Genomic DNA, 18,433 nt, shown 5'->3' with positions numbered 1-18,433 from the left:
CCTCAGCTGGCGATGATCCACGCCTTGGCGTTGGCAATCTGTTCCATCGGAAAGATTTTGACCTTGGCAGGGATCATGAAGCCGAAAAGATGTGCGAGCCGGCCATAGGTCGTGTGGTCGGTGACGATGGCGACGCGCTCAAAATCAAAGAAATGACTGAGCCCATATTTGGTGTCGTCCCACAGGGCGCCTGCATCCGCACCTTCGAAGGTCTCAGCAATGACACAGAGAAGCCGGCCTTTGCCACGCGCAAGCATGCCGTCCATGGCGGGAATCAGAGCGTCCTCATAGTCGTCTGATGTCAGGGTGCCTGCCAGCGAAATACCAAGGCAGTTATCGGGCAGGTCGGGAATGAACGAAATCATCAGGCTATCCTCCAGCGTAATCCCCCGGTCCAGTATAGCCGGATTTCCGCGATTTTGGCGCAAATTCGCGGCGAAATTCAAACATGATAAAATTCCTCATCTTTATACTTTACCTTTTTAGTCAAGTTTTGTAGCCTCACATCATCGACATGAAATGCCGCAATGATGGAGGGCAGGATGGCGAAGAAGAACAAGCGCAGGGATGACATGCGCAAAGATGCAACGGAGCTGGTTGCGCCGATGGAGGCGACGGATGACGGGCTTTCCGGCCGCAGCTTTCTCTATGTTGGTGGACGCGACTGCCAGGTTGCCCATCTGCGCCAGATTGCCGAGAGCTTTGGCGCTGAGCTTCTGCATCACGACGGGGGGCTGCGCGAAGCCGTCTCGCGGATCGATCGCGTGCTGCCATCGGTCGATTGCGTTTTCTGTCCAATCGATTGCATCAGCCATGATGCCTGTGTCCGGGTGAAATCCGGCTGCAAGAAGTTCGGCAAGGCGTTCGTGCCGCTCCGAAACGGATCAAAATCCTCGCTTGAGCGTGCATTGCAGACCATGAGCGAGCGCAATAATTGATCCGGGCCGGCTGTGACGGGCACTCTGCCTGCCTGATTGGCCTGCACCGCGCGACCGGTTTCAATCAAGACGGATCGCTTGCGTCGCCCCTTCTTGGCCTTGCCGGGCACTGCGGATGCACCCTTCGGGCTTCGGCAGAGATTCTGGTCTTTCCGCCAGCCGGGCGGCGTCCTGTCCGGCATCTGGCTGGCAAGACGGCCGAGGTGATCGTCCTGAGCGCTGTGATGCCCGTCAGGCATTGCTCCGCGACGGGATCAGGGCCGCAACGGCAACCAGAACCCAACTCAAGATGACGGCCGTGCCGCCGATGGGCGCGGCCAGAAAAAACAGGCTGGTGCCGGCATAGGTCTTGGCGACAATGTCGCCGGCGAAAAGCGCTGTGCCGAAAATCATCACAATACCTGCTGCAAGCGCCGCTTTGAGACGTGCCGACAGCATTGCGAGCCCGATCAGAGCCGGACCATGCGCCAGACAGATGAGCGCCGCCGATTGCAGCATCGGATTGCTGCCATGATAGGCGGCGGCTGCAAGCGCGACACCCGATGCGCCAATGAGGCCGGCGAAAAACAACAGGATGCGGCCGGGAAGGGCGAGGCTTTGCATGCGGTCAGACCTTGTTTTGCATGTGATGGGCGAGCCGCTCGATCGGCGGCAGGATGATATCGTAGAGCCGCGGATTATCGACCACTTCGCCCAGCGCCTGACGGAAGCATAGCAGCCACTCATCGCGTTCTGCCGGCCCGATCGGCGCTGGCATATGCCGCATTCTGAGGCGCGGATGGCCGTGCTTTTCCGTATAGAGCGGCGGGCCGCCGAGATAGCCCGTCAGGTAATCATAGAATTTCGCTTCCGAACCGGCGAGGTCTGCCGGATGGATGGCGCGGCAATGCTGGGCTTCCGGCAGTGTGTCCATCAATTCGTAGAAACGTTTCGTCAGACGCCTGACGGCGGCTTCGCCACCGATTGCATCATAGAGACTGATGGTTTCCAGCTTTTCCATGTGTGATCCTGATTGATGAAGGATGTTCAGCCGGGCACACAATGAAGCGCTATCTGCTTTTCTTCAAGGTCTTCGCGCAGGCCGGGATCAAGTTCATCACCGGTGAAGACGGCGTGGAAGGTGTTGAGGCCGGTCAGGAAATGCAGGCCCGGCCGGCCGAATTTGGTATGATCGGCCATCAGGACGCAGCGCTCGGCGGATGTGACCATCAGCCGCTTTGTCTGCACCACTTCGGGGTCCTGGTGAAAGGCCTCGCCGCGATAGACGGCCGAGACGGAGATAAAGCTGAGGTCGGCCCTGAGCCCGCGCAGCGCGTCTTCGGTCAAGAGGCCGAAAAATCCGTTGAACTTGCCCGAATATTGGCCGCCAAGTGCCAGCAGCTCGATGCCGGCCATGCCGGCGAGGTCGGTGATGACGGTGAGATTGTTGGAGATCACGGTCAGGGGCAGGCGCTCTGCCATGTGGTGGGACAGATTGGCAGCCGTCGAACTGTCATCAATGATCAGCGTCATGCCGGGCTCAATCAGCCTTGCCGCCGCTTCTGCCAGTCGCGCCTTTTCGGCGGCAGCCATTTTGCGGCGATAGCGAAAATCGGCCTGGAACATCGCCGAAGATTGTACCGATGCGCCGCCGCGTATCTTGCGCAGCTGCCCCGCAGCCTCCAATTCGTCCAGATCACGGTGAACCGTCATTTTCGACACAGAAAAGCGCTGGGCAAGCGCCTCAATGGTTGCCGTTCCCTGTTCCATCAGCAATTCCATCATTGTTTGGCGGCGCTGCTCGGCTCTCAAAAACGGGCTCCTGTGTGACCAGATTTGATGTAACACGACATTAGCTGATAAATATCACATCAATAAACGGTTAAAATAACATGGAATGTGATATTTATAAAACCATATTGTGATTTTTATCCAAGACACTATTATTCTACAAGAATGCGGGTCCGCTCCGGGCAAGAATGGCAATCGGCTTGCCGATCCGGAACCGGGCAGGCGTACTCATTTCAGGAGGTCATTCAAATGGCACGCATCACACTCAGGCAATTGCTCGATCACGCGGCGGAATATGGCTATGGCGTTCCCGCCTTCAACATCAACGACATGGAGCAGGGGCTGGCCATCATGGCTGCGGCGGACAAGACCTCTTCGCCCGTGATCATCCAGGCCTCGCGCGGCGCCCGCGCCTATGCCAATGATGTGGTGCTGGCCAAGCTGATTGACGGTCTCGTCGAGATCTATCCGCATATCCCGGTCGTCATGCATCTCGATCACGGCAATAATGAAGCGACCTGCGTCACCGCTCTACAGCATGGGTTCACCTCGGTGATGATGGATGGCTCGCTCAAGGCTGACGGCAAGACGCCGGCCGATTATGCCTATAATGCCGGCATCACACGTCGCGTCTCGGATATGGCCCACTGGGCCGGCGCTTCCGTTGAAGGCGAGATCGGCGTTCTCGGATCGCTTGAGACCGGAGAGGGCGAGAAGGAAGACGGTCACGGCTTTGAAGGCAAACTCGATCACGATCAGCTGCTGACCGATCCGGCCCAGGCGGTGCAGTTTGTCAAGGATACGCAGGTCGATGCACTGGCTGTTGCCATGGGCACCAGCCACGGCGCCTACAAGTTCACCCGCAAGCCGGATGGCGAAGTGCTGGCCATGGATGTGATCGAGGAGATCCACCGCCGCCTGCCCGACACGCATCTCGTCATGCATGGTTCGTCGTCGGTGCCTGAGGAGCTACAGGAGATCATCAACAAATTCGGTGGCGAGATGAAGCCGACCTGGGGCGTGCCGGTGGAGGAAATCCAGCGCGGCATCAAGCATGGTGTTCGCAAGGTCAATATCGACACGGATAATCGCATGGCCATGACCGGCGCAATCCGCAAGGTCTTTGCCGAAAATCCCTCGGAATTCGACCCGCGCAAATATCTCAAGCCCGCCATGGAAGCCATGACCAAGCTCTGCATCGCGCGTTTCGAGGCGTTCGGCACGGCTGGCAATGCCGGCAAGATCAAGCCGATCCCGCTTGCCGATATGGCAAAGCGTTACGCCGACGGTTCGCTGGCGCCGAAGATCGGCTGAGGATTGCTTCCCTCATGGGTAAAACCCGTCATGCCTCGGCATGGCGGGTTTTTCATGGGCATATTCAGCAGCGCTTTGGTCGCGCATCCCTGGTGTCCGGCCGCTAGGCTCATGCGGCATCGGCATTGACTGGCAGGAATACCTGCACCAGCATACCTTCATTCGGCACGGCATGAATGGTGAAGGTGCCACCGATGCTCTCCACCAGCTGACGCGCATGGGCGATCCGGGCATTTTCCGGTTCGGATGTCTTGCCGCTTGCTGTTGCTGCGGCCGGGCGGCGGCGCACCGGGGCAATGCCATTGTCGCGAAACCGCAGCAGCGTTCCGCCATCCGGTGCCCTGGCTGTGGAGACGACGACCTGTCCGCCTGCGGGGGTGAAATGCACTGCTTCGTAAAGCAGGTCGAGCGCGATTTCCTTCAGCCGTCCGGCATCGGCGAGCGTGTCGGTCAGTCCGGGCGAAAGCGCTGCCCGGATGATGATCCGCCGGGCATTGGCGCGGGGCTGCACGATGCTCACGCTTTCGGCGATCACATCGTTGATGCCGGAAGCTGACATGGCCTCTTCCTCCGCGACGCGCGGCGCCGGCATCTCGCCGAGGATGTCGCCGACGACATTGCGGGCCTGCCGGCTTTTCTCCGAAACCGCCTGGGCGATTTCCTTGTAGCGCTGGTCGCCGAGCGCGCCGTAGGGTTCATGACGCAGTGTGTCGCCAAGCGCGATAATGGCATCAAGCGGCATCTTGAGCTCGAGCTTCAGCATGGTGAGGAAACCTTCCCGTTCCTGCTCGATGCGGGCCATGCTGCGGCGCGCGGCGCGCAGCTCATCCTCGTGGCGCTTCCATTCGGAAATGTCGCGCAGCACCGCGCAGGCGCCGCCCGAACGTGGCAGCCGGCCGAGCGTCATCACCAGTGGCAACAGGCCGCCACCGGCCTCGCGCCCCATGACCTCGCAGCCTTCATGCATCAATGCCAGTGATTGCCCGTCGATCACCCGGTCAAGATAATCCTCGATATCGCGGCGCGATTCTTCGGCAAAGAGTACGGTAAAGCGCTTGCCGCAGACGGTCTCGCTCTCGCGGCCGAAAAGGCCGAGGGCCGAAGCCGAGAGCGAGCTGATGCGTCCGTCAGCATCAATGATGACGATGCCGTCGGTGGTGGTGTCGAGAATGGCCTGCAGCGCTTCGCCATCTTCATCATTGGCGTCAAAAACGGCCGGAGCAGCCAGCGCGGGCGCACTGCCGGATAGGGCAAGAATTTCGTGATCGCTCGGCTCAGTCCGGAGCGTCATCGACAGGGCACGGCTGTCTTCAAAGCGGATGGACTGCAGCTGAAGCGAAACCGGCAGCACCGAACCATCGGCACGCATCAGGATCAGGTGGTTCTGGCCATCACGCTGGAGCAGCTGATCCGGCCCGCCGGCAGCGGTGATTTCATCGAGATTGTCATAGCCGCTGAGCGACATCATGTGCGGATTGGCATGGATGATCTGCTCACCGGACTGGATCAGCACGGCATCGGGAAGGGCATCGATGGCGCGACGGTCAAGCGTGGGTCTGTCGCTGCGCTTCTCCGGCGCGGGCGGGGATGCCTCGCTGACGGCTTCAGGCGTGACCGTGCGCCTGAGGACCGGAGAGCGCTTCTCCTTCATCTCTGGCGTTGCCGTCGGTGAACCGGAGAGTGTCAGCGCGATCTCATCAAAGGCCTGGCGCTCGGCGTCATTGAGGCCCGGAAGCGGCGGCTGTTCCGCCGTCACCAGCGCCAGTCCTGTTGCATCCGGGTCCTGTCGGGTGTCGCCGATCCGCGCGAGGCCAAAACCGCGATAACCATTGAAGATCCGGTCGCGGGAAAAGCTGGGCAGGGCGGCGAGGTCGATCGGAATGCGCCTGTCCGTTCCGGCGATGGGCCACTCGACCGTCTTGCCGGACCAGGTGCTGGCCTGTGGCAGCAAGCCGGCGATTGCCTTTGCGCCGCGCACTCCGAGCTGATCTTCGAGATCCTCAAACCGCAGGCCGATAATGTCGGCAGCGTCCACGCCAACGGCATCGGTGAGTTCACGCGAGACTTCGGTGAAGCGTCCTTCGGCATTGCTCTGCCAGACGAATCGCAAGGGGCGCCTGGCAACGACCGGGGCCTCAGCCTGTGGGGCGTCGCTCGTCATCGTGGCAAAGCCCTGGTCAATGGCTGCAATCATGTCGATGACCGAGCGGGACGCCGTTTCCTGCGGTTCCGGCGCGATTTCGAATGCCGGGACGGGGTCTGGTACGGGCTCGGCATGCTGGCCGGAGACATACAGCATCAGGCGTTCGTCATCGAGGCGGGCAAGGGTCGCGTGCCATATTCCGGCCGCAGAATCGGTGAGGCGCTGCAGGCTGGGGGCGTCGCTGTCCTGCAGTGCCAGCCGCATAGCGGCAAGATCGGACGGGTCGAGACTGAGTGCGGCAAAGCCCTGGCTCTCCTCGATGATCCGGCCATCATTGTCAAGGATTGCCAGCTGGGCGCCATCGTCGGAAAAGCCTGCTGTCAGCCTGGCATCGGTCTGGCCAAAATCGGCATCGAAAACAAACAGGTCTTCTCCCTCAAGCGAAATCCGGCTGGCGCGCGCGGGAACGGCCACGCGGCGGAAACCGTCAATACGGTGAATGGTGAAATCGCGCGTGTCGCCGTTATGGGCAAGGCTGCCGGCAGCAGCCGAGAACTGGCGGAGCATGATGCTGTCGGGTGCAAAGGGGGCGTCTGTGGCTGCCGCAATGGACTGATGGCCGAGCAGGCTGGCCCCAGCGGCGTTGCAAAAGGCGATGCTGTTGTCATCGCAATGGACGGCAAAAAGGGTGTGACCCGCCGCGAAGGCTGCACGGACCTGCGGATGAGTCGCGAATTCGACAAAGGCAATCGGCTCAGTGGTCATGCTTTGGCACCCATTTTCTGCGTTTCCGGACGTCATGCTGTCCGGAAGCGCTGTGTTTGCTCGCGGGCGGTCCGGGGACCGCCTCTCGCTTCTGTCAGTCTCTTAACACATTCTTAATAATAGCACGGAAAGGCCGGGTCCAGATCGACGCTCTTGCAATTGCTGGGCAAGGTTAACGTCATTCACTGTTTCAGCCGCTGCTGCAGGTCCGCCTAGAACCGGGCAATGGCGCGCCGGACTGGCACGTGATGCACAATGAATTTGGTTATATGATGATGAGGGGCTTGCAAAAAGTTTCAAGTCCCTCTATGTCAGCCCGCGATGCTTCATGCATCGCCCGTGTGCGGTTGTAGCTCAGTTGGTTAGAGCGCAGGTTTGTGGCACCTGAGGTCGGTGGTTCAACTCCACCCAACCGTACCACTTCATTTTTCAGGACATTGCTGAACTTTGCCTGAGCGTCTCAGGTTTGTGGTGCGCGGATCTGCGCCCCGGGATCGATGTCCGATGCTCCGGATGGCGTTTCCTCATGGCGAGGTCACGCCGTTGTCTGGCGGAGATACGAATTCAGTCCCTCGACGGGCATTGGTTTGCCATAGAGCCAGCCCTGGGCGACGAGCTCGGGATGCGCGGCTGACAGGCGATCCGCCTCGTCCTGCCGTTCAAGCCCTTCGCAGATCAGCTTGACGTCAAGGGCATGCGCGAGTTCGAAGATCTTGTCGACAACGGACATGCCGGCATCGTTGTGCATGGCCATCTGTACAAGCGACTGATCGATCTTGATTCCTGAAATCGGCAGATTGGCGATATAGGACAGGCTGGAATAGCCGGTTCCGAAATCGTCAATAAAGATCTGGAAGCCTGCCTGCCTGACCTCCTGCATTCTGATTGCGAGATGTTCGTGGCTGGCCGTCGATCTTTCGGTCAGTTCAAGAGCGATCTGGCCGGGCAGCACCGAATGGCGGGCGGCCTGCATCTGCATGAATTCCAGAAAGTCCTGCTGGAAAAAGTCATCGGCTGTGACGTTGATACTGACATAGAGATCCCGATCCGCCTGAAGATAGGGTTTCATCGCCGCCAGCGCCTTTTTGGTGACGCTGCGGGTGATCTGATAGGACAGGCCAAGGGATTCTGCCAGTTCGATGAAATGGTAGGGGGAAATCAAGGCGCCATCGATGTCGATCAGCCTCACAAGTGCTTCGGTGCCGACGAGCCGTCTGGTCCTTGACTGCACAATCGGCTGGAACAGGATGATGAGCCTGTCTTCCCTGATGGCGCGATTCAGCCTTTTTTGAACCGATGAACGCCCGTATTCGAGATAGGCAATCGCCAGTCCAAACCATCCGCCTGCCAGAATGCCGGCAAGGCCCACGCCCAGAACCTCGACCGTGCTGGCACCGTAAAACCCATCAAGCCGTGAGCGGGCGATAGCGCAGATATCGATCGGCGAACAGTTGTAGAAAAAACGGTCGCGGCCGAGGTCCAGCAGGCCGGAATTCTTGTCATGATCGACGGCGAGGTCGTCGGCTTTTCCAAAGCGTTGGAAAATATGTGATCCGTCACGGGTGAGAACAACGACACTGAGGCCGGACGGAAGCTCCTCCACCGAACTGAAAGCATTGGGAGCCGTGAAGACGGCGCTGTTGCCGCTTGCCGCTATATCGACGGCAAGGCCAGCCGGGAGGATTCCTGATTTTTCATGCCAGAGTTCGATGTGGCTTTCCGGAGCGATATGGTCAGGCGATGGCAGGGGAACAGGCTGATCGAGCCGTCCCCAGAGCGCTGTACATAGAAGATTGCCTGCCGAAATGCGGCCGACATCCTTCAGATATTCGGCTTGAAAAGCCACGGTTCGTAACATTGCGAGATCCGTGGCGGTGCAGGCTTCGGCTGTCTCGCTGTTCAGCGCCACCAAGGTGTCAGTGCTCTCTTTCCCGATCGAATAGGCAAGTCGCAGCACGTTGCTGCCATAATGGCTTATGATCGCGTCCGCTGTATTCATCCTCGACAAGGCAAAGGCGCAGAGAAAGAGGACAGCGCCTGCAAATGCGCAGGCTGCGATCAACAACCGGTAACGCCTTAAAAGCATCATCTGATCTGTTCCCCGTTCAGCCCCCCAAGCAAACCATGTCTGCACGCTTGCGCAAGGAGTTACAAGTTGTCCCGGGACGCATGTGTGGGTCATGCGGCCGATAAGGGCCTTGAACCGTGACAGCGGTGCCGCTGCATAGGGGCCGTTTCCGAAGATCGCGTCTCGCCGTTCAGCCTGTTCTGTTTACCAGTATAGGACGTCTCAAGCTCCGGAAGGCAGAGTTCCAACTCTCTATAGCTTAAGTGTCATTTTAATTGACTGTCTGAATTGCAATTAAAATTTAATATTTACATTTTTTCTGTTGCTGTATCGCTCCGGATTTATTTTAAAGTAATCACTCGTCGACTTTGGAGGGGGCATCCGGAGGTGGCCGGATCGCCAGGGGATGGGTGCATGATACATAGAAAAACACGTGGTGTTACTGTCCGAGATTGTGAAAAACCATTGCAGCAGCCGGAAAAGGCCAAGGTACGGTTTGTCGCTTCTTCGATACTCTTTCAGTCAACTGCGCTTCTCGGCACGCTGGCCGGGGTGCCACTTCCATTCTATTCGCGCGGCTACAGCCGTGCCTATGCACAGTCCAGCTGCACACCGTCCAGTGTGACAACGGAAACCGGTTCTAATATCGATACCGACCAGTTTAACCAGCGAAACAGTGACATTGCCGTCGAGACGATCACCTGTACGATTGATTCAGGGAGCCTGACGACATCGCAATATGCCTATGCCGGCTCCTATATGGCGGTGATCCGGCCCGGCGAGGGGGGCGGCAACAGCGATACCTATCGCGGTCACATCTATTCGGTTCATTCCAACTGGGGCTGGACCGGTCTCGGACTATCGATCACCAACGATGCCGATATTGCGGTGACTGAGGCAAGCTCCACCGAACTTCTGATGCAGCCGGGCGATGGCATTTCCGTCAGCGATCTCAAGATTGCAAAGACGCAGAGCGCCGGCCTCAGCGCCGTTTCGCTCGGCGCGCTCAACTGGAGCGGTTCGGACGACATGATGGAAACCGGCGCCGGCAATGGCGGTACCGTCAAGATTGTCAGCTCGGGGGATGTGTCGAGCACTGTCGGTGGCGGCATTCTTGCCCTGTCAAAGGGCGGGACGGCCAAGCACGCCCATGATACCGGGAAAAGCTATGGCGGATCGGCCGGGTCCGTGGTGGTTCGCTCGACCGGGGTTGTTTCCGGCACCACCTTTGGTATCGCCGCGCTCAGCATTGGCGGACCCTCCACCTATAGCAGCCATGACGATCTGTCCGGCAGCGGCATCGGTCACCTCGCCTCCGTTTATGTGGCCCAGTCAGTCTACGCCACCACCAGCGGGCCGGCCATCATTGCCGCGTCCTATGGCGGCAACACACCCTACAATACCAATCAGTTTGGCGATGATGTCTCCGGTGGCGACGGCGGTGGTGCCTGGAATGGTGATTTTACCGACCCGGTTGCCGTGATCACGCTTGGCTCTTCATCCAATGCGATGACGGGAACCATTTCGACGCAGTCGGCGGGCGCGGTGCGTTTTTCGACCGCCAACGGTTCGGTGCAATTGACGCGCGAAACCGGCGCTGCGCTGCTGGCGATCGCGCGCGGTGGCGATGGCCTGTCGCGCGGCGGCAAGCTGGCGCCATGGGGCGGGCTGGCGGGGCCCGCAAAGATCGACGTCTATGGTGCGTCATCGACAAGAATCCTGACCTATGGCGACAACTCGCCTGCGGTCCATGCCGTCAGTCAGGGCGGGACATCTTATCAAAGCGGTAAGAAGGACAACGAACAGCCGGGCGGCTATTCCTACGGTGCCAGCGTCAGCATCACCGGCGGCGGCCAGATCCAGACGTCGGGGGCCTATTCCTCGGGTATCATCGTCCAGTCGCTTGGCGGCGGCGGCACGTCCACCTACAAGCACAGCAAGGGCATTGGCGGCGCGGCCATGGCCGTCACGGTCACCAATGATTTTGCCATCACCACCAAGGGTGCGCATTCGCACGGCATCATCGCGCAGTCGGCTTCGGCGGTCGCCGGTGGCGGTATTCTCATCTACGCCAGCGACAATGCCATGACGCTCGGTGATACCAGCTCTGACGGATCTACCAGTGGCGACGTGACGGTCACCAATTCGGGCGTGATCAAGGTCTATGGTGTCGATTCCCATGGCATCGTCGCCCAGTCCATCGGCGGCGGCGGCGGCGCGTTGTCATCTACTGCCACGCTGGCGACGACCAGCTATTCCACCGGTGAGGCGGTGTCCGGCACGAGTGGCGGACAGACGATTGGCGGACAGAGTTCGGGCTCTGTTGCCGCGACGGTAACGGTCACCAACAAGGGCGCGATCTTCACCTATGGCGGCTATGCTTCGGCCAGTACCGCTGCGGCCAGCAGCGACTCCACGGATCTTGGCGGCGGCATCGCCATCCTTGCCCAGTCGATCGGCGGCGGCGGCGGCACCAATGATGGCGGCGGCGCGAGCGGTTCGATCGGCGCCGGGACGGGCGGCAGTTCGGACGGTGCGGGCAGTGATGGCGGCCATGTCTATATCCATAACTATGCCAATCTGACGACGGTTGGTTCCGAGGCCCATGGCATTGTTGCCCAGTCGGTTGGCGGTGGCGGCGGTCAGGGACGCAACAAGAAGGGCCTGTTCCACACGGTCGGCGGTGCGGGGGGGCCGGGCGGTGCCGGCGGGCATGTCTTCGTGCGTCTGGAAGCCGGTGTTGTCATTCAGACGAAGGGTGATTATGCCTCCGGCGTGATTGCCCAGTCCGTCGGCGGTGGTGGCGGTGTTGGCGGCCAGGCGACCGCTTGGGGTATCGGCATTTCCAGCGCCACGGGCGGTAAGGGGGGCGCAGGTGGTAATGGCGGCAATGCCCAGGTCACACAGTTCGGTTCGACCAGCCAGATTATCACCTCCGGTTATCATGCAACGGCAATTCTGGTTCAGTCGATCGGAGGCGGCGGCGGTGTTGGCGGCAATGCCAAATCCACCAGTGCCAGCGTCGGTCTCGGCATTTCCATAGCCCACGGCGGCGGCGGCGGACAGGGTGGTTATGGCGCTGAGGCGCTCGCCTATATCAATGGCACCGTGGCGACCAGCGGCATCGATGCCGATGCGATCGTCCTGCAATCGATCGGCGGCGGCGGCGGCAATGGCGGTCAGGCCTCGGCCAAGGCGATCACGGCGGGCGTTCCCATTGATGAAGAGGGCAACACAATCTCACTTTCGGTATCGGTCGCCCATGGCGGGTCTGGTGGTGATGGTGGTGATGGCGATGTGGCGCTGACACATGTCTACGAAACAGCTGTGGTCGATACCAAGGGCGACGGAGCGGCAGGCCTTGTGGTGCAGTCGATCGGCGCCGGTGGCGGCAATGGTGGCGATTCCACCGCCAGTTCGGTCGCGAGATCCATCACTTCCTGGCTGGCTGAAGGTGAGGAAGATGTCGGCGAGGGCGCCGATTTTGCAGTCTCTGTCGATGTGGCATTGGGAGGCAAAGGCGGCACGGCCGGCGATGGCGACTTTGCTGCAGCCTATATTTCTGGCCTGGTTCAGACATCGGGAGATTATGCCGATGGCCTCGTGGTTCAGTCGATCGGCGGCGGCGGCGGCAATGCCGGAACCGGCTCGGGATCAACCAAGGCGTCCAAGGGCATTAAAACGGCTGCGCTCAATATTTCGATGGGCGCGGATGGCGGTGCGGGCGGTTATGGCGGCACGGTCAATGTCGGTCTGGACGCCACCGCAGCAAAGGTGACGACCGCGGGGCATGTGTCGCGCGGCATTTTTGCACAATCCATCGGCGGCGGCGGCGGTGCATCCTCCGGCAGTGGCGGCATGGGGGATGCCGACTGGGCGTTGACCATTGGACTCGGTGCCAAAGGCTCCGACGGCGGTGACGGCGGAGCGGTCAATGTCTGGAGCAATGGGACGATTATAACCAGCGGCGACTGGTCGGATGCCATTCTGGCGCAGTCGATCGGTGGCGGGGGCGGCGCTGCCGGGTCCGGCAAGAGCTCTCTTTCGATCAAGCAGGATGAGGACGATGATGATGATGACGGTGGCGATGATGCAGAAAGCGCAGCCACCGCTACCGCCACCAGCGACGATGACGATGATGACGACAGCGACAGCACGCTGACCTTCAACGCCACCATCGGCACGTCCGGCGGGAGCGGCGGCAATGGTGGCACCATCACCATCGGCCGGGATATCGCCAATTCGAACGCCATCGTCGGGACGGGATCGATCCGTACCTACGGCACGATGTCTTCCGGTATCGTTGCCCAGTCGATCGGCGGCGGCGGCGGTGCCGTCGCTGTTTCGTCAGGCAGTGACGATTCCGATGATGCCGATACCGGCAGCAGTGCATCCGATTCGAGCAGCTCGACATGTGACACGTCGGATAGCTCCAGCACCGATGACGAGGACAGCTGCGTCTCCCTGACGATCGGCGCATCTGGCGGTGATGGCGGCAATGGTGGCGATGTCAGCATTCATGCCAGCAACATCTATACGGCCGGCTTTTCTGCCAATGGCGTCGTTGCGCAGTCGATTGCCGGCGGCGGCGGCGTCGGTCTTTCCTCGGGACTGGCGGTCTCGAAGGTCAAAATCACGTTTGGCGGAACTGCGGACGGGAATTCGGGCTATGCCGGTACCGTGACCGTCCAGACGCTTGCCGATACCCAGATCGTGACGAAGGGCGATGCATCGCAGGCCATCATCGCCCAGTCGATCGGCGGCGGCGGCGGACTTGCCGGCGTGGCGCTCGGCACTGAGACATCGGTCAATGACGACACGATCAAGGATGTTCTCAGCGTTACGCTCGGTTCCGACAGTGAAGCAGGCTCGGCCCATGGCAAGGCGGTGGTGATCAACCACTATGGCGCGATCCACACTTATGGTACCCGCTCGGCTGGCATCGTCGCCCAGTCGATCAGCGGCGGCGGCGGTTTCATCACGGCAGATGCCACGGTGATGGACAAGATTTCCTTCGTCAAGAAGCAGGCGCCCAACAGTGCCAACCATGCCTATGTCAACCTCAAGGGTGGAGCCTCGATTGTCACCAGCGGTGATGGGGCTTTCGGCATTCTGGCGCAGACGGTGAGCGGCGGCGGCGGCGTTGCCGCCGATCTCGCCCAAAGGCTCAATGCCTTCTACGGCTATTACAACAACTCCCATGCCAAGGGATCCGACTATTACTATAGTGACCATGGCACTTCGGAATCGGTCGGCGTCACGAATGTCTCGCTCGATGCGGATACAACGATTTCGACGACCGGAAAATATGCCCATGGCATCGTCGCCCAGTCCATCGGCGGCTCCGGCGGTATCTTCACGCGCAATGGCAAGACCTATGCCGGCACGCTCGGACGATTCAACAACAAGGAAGGCGGCAAGGCAGACGGCAATTCGCAGTCCGGCGGGGTGGTCGTCACCGTTGGCGGCACAGTCACGGTTGCCGACCCGACAGCCTGGGGTGTCTGGGCGCAGACCACGGGCGAAACGCTGACCATCAACGTGCCGGATGGCGGTTCGATTTCCGGTTCGACGGCCGGAGGATCGGACGGTGATTATACCGGCGGGGCGATCTACACCTCGGCGGCCCACAAGACGACGGTCACGATCAACAGTTTCAGCAATGTCACCGGCAATGTGGTGCAGCATAAATTTGACAGCACAAGTTCGGCAGCGAATGGCGTTGCGCAGACCGCGGCGCTTGCTGGAACCGCCATGTTCATCAATCAGGGGACAGGCACTTTCGTGACGGGGGCGATTGCCGATATCGATGCCGTCGTCAATGCCGGTACCATCGATCTGGGCGGTGAATGGAACACGGTTGAAACCCGGATTACCGGTGATCTGGTCGGTGTCGGTACGTCAGATCTCGGCAGCGTTTACGATGCCGCGAGCCTGGGACTGGCGACTGATTTCAGCGCCTTCAGCTATTATAGCGGCAATCAGGAACGGATCTGGCGCAGTGCGAAATCCAGCAGGGGCGGGCTTCTGGCCGGCCTTGATGTCGACATGGAAAAGGGCACAAGCGACAGGCTGCATGTGGAAGGCGACTTTGCCGGTCGCTGGGGCGTTGACGTCAATGCCAATGCACTGCTGCCCAACACGAGGGCTGAGTTCCTGAAAGTCGATGGCGCCGATCTTTCCGATATCTCGGTCCTGTCCTCGACGGTTTTCAGTTTCTCCGATGTGACGACGTCATCGGATGGCTGGGCCGGTTTCTCGGTCGCCAGTGCCGATTTCACTGGAACCGGGGTCACGCTCGGCCGCAACGCGACATCGGCGGCAGGTGCGCTGCAACAGGCCTGGGACAGGCTTGCTGATGGCCGGGCGAGCGAGGTTCAGTTCGCTGACGACAAAATCTCTCTCGGAGAGGTCTTCGGTGCCTTCCATCAGTCGACGCCGGAGAGCTTCTCCGACATGCTGCTGACTGTCGCATCGCAGACCGCCGCAGCACCGCTGGCGGATTCACCGGCGGCGGCAATCTCGGCGGCCAACAGTGTGCTTTCCTGTCCGGCTTTCGAGACATCCGGTGTCATGACCGACGAAGGTTCCTGTGTGTGGGCGCGGGTCACCGGTGGCGGCTCGACCCAGGACAATGATGGCGATCTGAAAGGCTATCAGAAGTCGACCAGCGGCTTTCAGGCTGGCGGCCAGGTCGATATCGGCGATGGCTGGTTCCTCGGCACCAGCCTTGCCTATGGCAATAGCTGGTTCCGCAATGATGGCGGAACACAGAAGCTGGATCAGGATTCCTTTACCGGCGCGATCGCACTGAAAAAGGAGATCGGCCCCTGGCTTTTCGGCCTGGTCGGCGGCGGCGGCTATAACTGGGGCGATTCAAAGCGCTATATCAACCTCGATACGTTGTCGGCGACGGCAAAGGGGTCGCCGGATTCGGCCATGTTCTTCGCCCGGGCCCGCGCATCCTATGAATTCGCCTTCAGTGACGCTTATTACATGCGGCCCAAGGTGGACTTCGACGTCATCAATATGCAGCAGTTCAGCTATCAGGAAACCGGAGCCGGTGCGCTCAATCTGATGGTTGATGGCAATTCCGATACCGCCTTCAGTGTCACGCCGGGCATCGAGTTCGGCGCGCGGATCGCCTTCCTGGATGATATGCCCGCCCGGCTTTATGCCGATCTCGGTGTTTCCTTCCTGTCCACCGATGAATGGGAGACGACGGCGCGCTTTGCCGGCCTCTCCTCCATGGACAGTTTCTCAACCTTCACCCCGATTGCCGATACGGTCGGTCGTGTTTCGCTCGGTCTTGATCTGGCCAAGCGGCAGGGCATGGAGGTCAAGCTGCAATATGATGGCAGCTTCGCCAAGGACTATCAGTCCCATATCGGGTCGCTGCGGTTCGGCTACCGTTTCTGATTTCCGGTTGTCTGGTGAACAGGACGACATTTTTCCATGTCCGGGATGCTATCCCGGACATGTGGTCCCTCACGGAAAGGAAACGGCAGGCCTTCGCTCAGAGAAACGGCGTTTCGATACAGTGCGATATTGCCCGGTCGGTGTATAAATATATCGTCTTCAATATTTTAAGGAATTCCATTACCTTTACTTGTGGTCGATGATCAGATCTGGGGGTCGCAATGCAGACGGAGCATGGCGTTTATCTGCCATTTTTCATAACCGGGCCGGGACAGACTGATGTTCTGCTCGTGGCAATGATCATTCTGACATTGGTGGTCGTGCTGCTGATTGGCGTATTCTACCTACATCTTCATGCACTGCCTGAACGGATGGCGCACAGAAGCAACAGCATCCAGCTGCAACTTGTTGGTATTCTTGCACTGCTGTCGCTGTTTACCCATAACAACATCTTCTGGGTTGCCGCGCTTCTGATTGTTGCGATCCGCATTCCGGACTTTCTAACCCCGATGGTCTCCATGGCGCGCTCGCTGAACCGCATTGCCCGGAGCAGGCCGCGTCCGGTGGTGGCGGCGGTATCGGCTGAGGCGGCGGCGCCAGAAGCGGCCACGCCTTCCGCTTCGTCCGCCCCTGTGGCTGATGATGCGGCTGGTGCACCGAAGGAGAACGATAATGCTTGAATTATTGTTCTGTTCGATCTTCACCATCCTGCCGGACTATCTTTACCGGCGTTACCGGCAGAACAAGCGCTTCGGCCACGAGATCAACCTCTTCACGGTCTGGTACGAGCTCAGATGGGGTATCACCGGCTGCGCCATGCTGACCGTCATCCTGATCGCCACGGTGTTCTTCTTTCACCCGACCTCGACTGCCGTGACCTCATTTTTCCGCACGGTGACGATCCTGCCGGACAGTCCCGGACGGGTGACGGCGGTTCATGTGAAAAGCGGCGATCTGGTGCATGATGGCGACATCATCTTCACACTGGACGACCGCAAGCAGCAGGCTTCCGTCGATGCCGCGCGTGAAAAGGTTGCCAATGTCGCAGCACAGCAGGTGGTCGCCGAGCAGGATCTTCAGGCTGCAATCGCATCCGTTGCGCAGGCCCGCAGCGTGCGCGCAAGAATCCAGACCGAGCTTGATCGCAATCTCGGTTTGCAGGCGAAGAATGCCAATGCTGTCGCCCAGCAGGTGATCGATACGCTGAGCGGCCAGGTTGAAGAGGCCGAAAGCGCCGTCGATGTGGCGATTGCCAGACAGAATGCGATCGAGGCGCATATCGAGACATTGCTGCCGACGGAAAAAGCCAGTGCCGAAGCGTCGCTTCGAGAGGCCGAGGTTGCGCTCGACAACCGCAATATCCGCGCAAGCATTACCGGGCGGATCCAGCAGTTCCAGCTTCGCCCCGGCGATGTGGTCAATCCCTTCGTCCGTCCTGCCGGTATTCTTGTGCCCGAGCAGCAGCAGGGCGGCCAGTTCATTGCCGGCTTCGCGCAGTTGACGGCGCAGGTCATTCATCCCGGCATGATCGGCGAACTGGCCTGTGCATCCCAGCCCTTTGCCATCATCCCCATGGTCGTCGACAGTGTTCAGGATGTGATTGCTGCCGGGCAGTTCCGTCCCACCGACGAGTTGCTGGACCCGACGGTGCGCACGGCCAATCCGGGTTCGGTTCTGGTGCGCATGCATGAGCTCTATCCCGGACAGGCGTCCAGGATCCCGCCGGGCAGCGCTTGTATTGCCAATGTCTACACCAACAACCACGATCTTTATGATGATCCCGCGATCGGTACGGGCAAGAAGATCCTTCTGCATGTGGTTGATACGGTTGGTGTGCTCCACGCAGCCATCCTGCGCATCCAGGTGCTCACGCTGCCCGTCAATCAACTGGTCTTTTCCGGGCATTGAGAGAGGCTGCAGCGGTTTGTTTCGTCGCCAGGCCTTTTGTTCGGGGCTGATGACGGATAAGCCTGTTGTGTCCCGTGAGGACAGGACGCATCGTCGGGCAGATCAGAA

Annotated in this window: 11 protein-coding genes and 1 tRNA gene; 6 read left to right on the top strand and 6 right to left on the bottom strand. The window is 60.0% G+C overall.

From position 1 onward, the window contains the following. Positions 1-2 precede the first annotated feature (2 nt). Positions 3-365 (bottom strand): STAS/SEC14 domain-containing protein, encoded by a 363-nt coding sequence (locus HCK86_RS18990; protein ID WP_176086056.1) that lies wholly within the window; start codon positions 363-365, stop codon positions 3-5. A gap of 207 nt (positions 366-572) precedes the next feature. Between HCK86_RS18990 and HCK86_RS18985 the strand changes: the two genes are divergently transcribed. Then, positions 573-938: a DUF2325 domain-containing protein gene (locus HCK86_RS18985; protein ID WP_246739679.1), complete on the top strand. Its 366-nt coding sequence runs from the start codon at positions 573-575 to the stop codon at positions 936-938. A 231-nt stretch (positions 939-1,169) separates the two neighbouring features. On the opposite strand, the gene HCK86_RS18980 is transcribed toward HCK86_RS18985, so the two are convergent. Genes HCK86_RS18980 through HCK86_RS18970 form a run of 3 tightly spaced genes read right to left on the bottom strand, consistent with a single transcriptional unit; the run spans position 1,170 to position 2,729 of the window. Further along, entirely contained in the window at positions 1,170-1,541 is a 372-nt protein-coding gene (locus tag HCK86_RS18980; RefSeq protein ID WP_176086054.1) for a DUF423 domain-containing protein, read from the bottom strand. A 4-nt stretch (positions 1,542-1,545) separates the two neighbouring features. Next, positions 1,546-1,938, bottom strand: a complete 393-nt coding sequence (locus HCK86_RS18975) for a group II truncated hemoglobin (RefSeq protein WP_176086053.1) — start codon at positions 1,936-1,938, stop codon at positions 1,546-1,548. 26 nt (positions 1,939-1,964) lie between these two features. Further along, the gene (locus tag HCK86_RS18970; RefSeq protein WP_176086052.1) at positions 1,965-2,729 is read right to left on the bottom strand and encodes a DeoR/GlpR family DNA-binding transcription regulator; all 765 of its coding nucleotides are present in this window, start codon (positions 2,727-2,729) and stop codon (positions 1,965-1,967) included. Positions 2,730-2,957: 228 nt separating this feature from the next. Here HCK86_RS18970 and fba point away from each other — a divergent pair, with 228 nt between their 5' ends. Beyond that, positions 2,958-4,022: a class II fructose-bisphosphate aldolase gene (gene fba / locus HCK86_RS18965; protein ID WP_176086051.1), complete on the top strand. Its 1,065-nt coding sequence runs from the start codon at positions 2,958-2,960 to the stop codon at positions 4,020-4,022. A gap of 109 nt (positions 4,023-4,131) precedes the next feature. Here the strand turns inward: fba and HCK86_RS18960 are convergent, their stop codons facing one another. Next, complete coding sequence (locus HCK86_RS18960; RefSeq protein WP_176086050.1) at positions 4,132-6,930, bottom strand: PAS domain S-box protein; 2,799 nt, start codon at positions 6,928-6,930, stop codon at positions 4,132-4,134. Between the two features lie 343 nt (positions 6,931-7,273). On the opposite strand from HCK86_RS18960, the gene HCK86_RS18955 reads away from it, so the two are divergent. Then, positions 7,274-7,350, top strand: a tRNA-His gene (locus HCK86_RS18955). Between the two features lie 115 nt (positions 7,351-7,465). Here the strand turns inward: HCK86_RS18955 and HCK86_RS18950 are convergent. After that, a complete protein-coding gene (locus HCK86_RS18950) occupies positions 7,466-9,019 on the bottom strand; it encodes an EAL domain-containing protein (RefSeq protein ID WP_176086049.1) in 1,554 nt (517 codons plus the stop codon). 393 nt (positions 9,020-9,412) lie between these two features. Between HCK86_RS18950 and HCK86_RS18945 the strand changes: the two genes are divergently transcribed. The 3 genes from HCK86_RS18945 (at position 9,413) to HCK86_RS18935 (ending at position 18,325) form a co-directional block, all read left to right on the top strand. Further along, positions 9,413-16,417, top strand: a complete 7,005-nt coding sequence (locus HCK86_RS18945) for an autotransporter outer membrane beta-barrel domain-containing protein (RefSeq protein WP_246739674.1) — start codon at positions 9,413-9,415, stop codon at positions 16,415-16,417. Between the two features lie 221 nt (positions 16,418-16,638). Continuing rightward, positions 16,639-17,097 (top strand): hypothetical protein, encoded by a 459-nt coding sequence (locus HCK86_RS18940; RefSeq protein ID WP_176086048.1) that lies wholly within the window; start codon positions 16,639-16,641, stop codon positions 17,095-17,097. Beyond that, positions 17,090-18,325 (top strand): biotin/lipoyl-binding protein, encoded by a 1,236-nt coding sequence (locus HCK86_RS18935; RefSeq protein WP_176086047.1) that lies wholly within the window; start codon positions 17,090-17,092, stop codon positions 18,323-18,325. Before HCK86_RS18940 ends, HCK86_RS18935 begins: the two co-directional genes overlap by 8 nt. Positions 18,326-18,433: the final 108 nt, after the last annotated feature.

Origin of the sequence: Martelella sp. HB161492 (assembly GCF_013184775.1) — a bacterium.
Taxonomy (GTDB): domain Bacteria; phylum Pseudomonadota; class Alphaproteobacteria; order Rhizobiales; family Rhizobiaceae; genus Martelella.
This window is presented reverse-complemented; position numbering and strand designations above follow the sequence as displayed.

Coding starts and splice junctions, on each gene's coding strand:
- HCK86_RS18990 (WP_176086056.1), bottom strand. CDS start 365: ATGATTTCGTTCATTCCCGACCTGCCCGATAACTGCCTTGGTATTTCG.
- HCK86_RS18985 (WP_246739679.1), top strand. CDS start 573: ATGCGCAAAGATGCAACGGAGCTGGTTGCGCCGATGGAGGCGACGGAT.
- HCK86_RS18980 (WP_176086054.1), bottom strand. CDS start 1,541: ATGCAAAGCCTCGCCCTTCCCGGCCGCATCCTGTTGTTTTTCGCCGGC.
- HCK86_RS18975 (WP_176086053.1), bottom strand. CDS start 1,938: ATGGAAAAGCTGGAAACCATCAGTCTCTATGATGCAATCGGTGGCGAA.
- fba (WP_176086051.1), top strand. CDS start 2,958: ATGGCACGCATCACACTCAGGCAATTGCTCGATCACGCGGCGGAATAT.
- HCK86_RS18960 (WP_176086050.1), bottom strand. CDS start 6,930: ATGACCACTGAGCCGATTGCCTTTGTCGAATTCGCGACTCATCCGCAG.
- HCK86_RS18950 (WP_176086049.1), bottom strand. CDS start 9,019: ATGATGCTTTTAAGGCGTTACCGGTTGTTGATCGCAGCCTGCGCATTT.
- HCK86_RS18945 (WP_246739674.1), top strand. CDS start 9,413: ATGATACATAGAAAAACACGTGGTGTTACTGTCCGAGATTGTGAAAAA.
- HCK86_RS18940 (WP_176086048.1), top strand. CDS start 16,639: ATGCAGACGGAGCATGGCGTTTATCTGCCATTTTTCATAACCGGGCCG.
- HCK86_RS18935 (WP_176086047.1), top strand. CDS start 17,090: ATGCTTGAATTATTGTTCTGTTCGATCTTCACCATCCTGCCGGACTAT.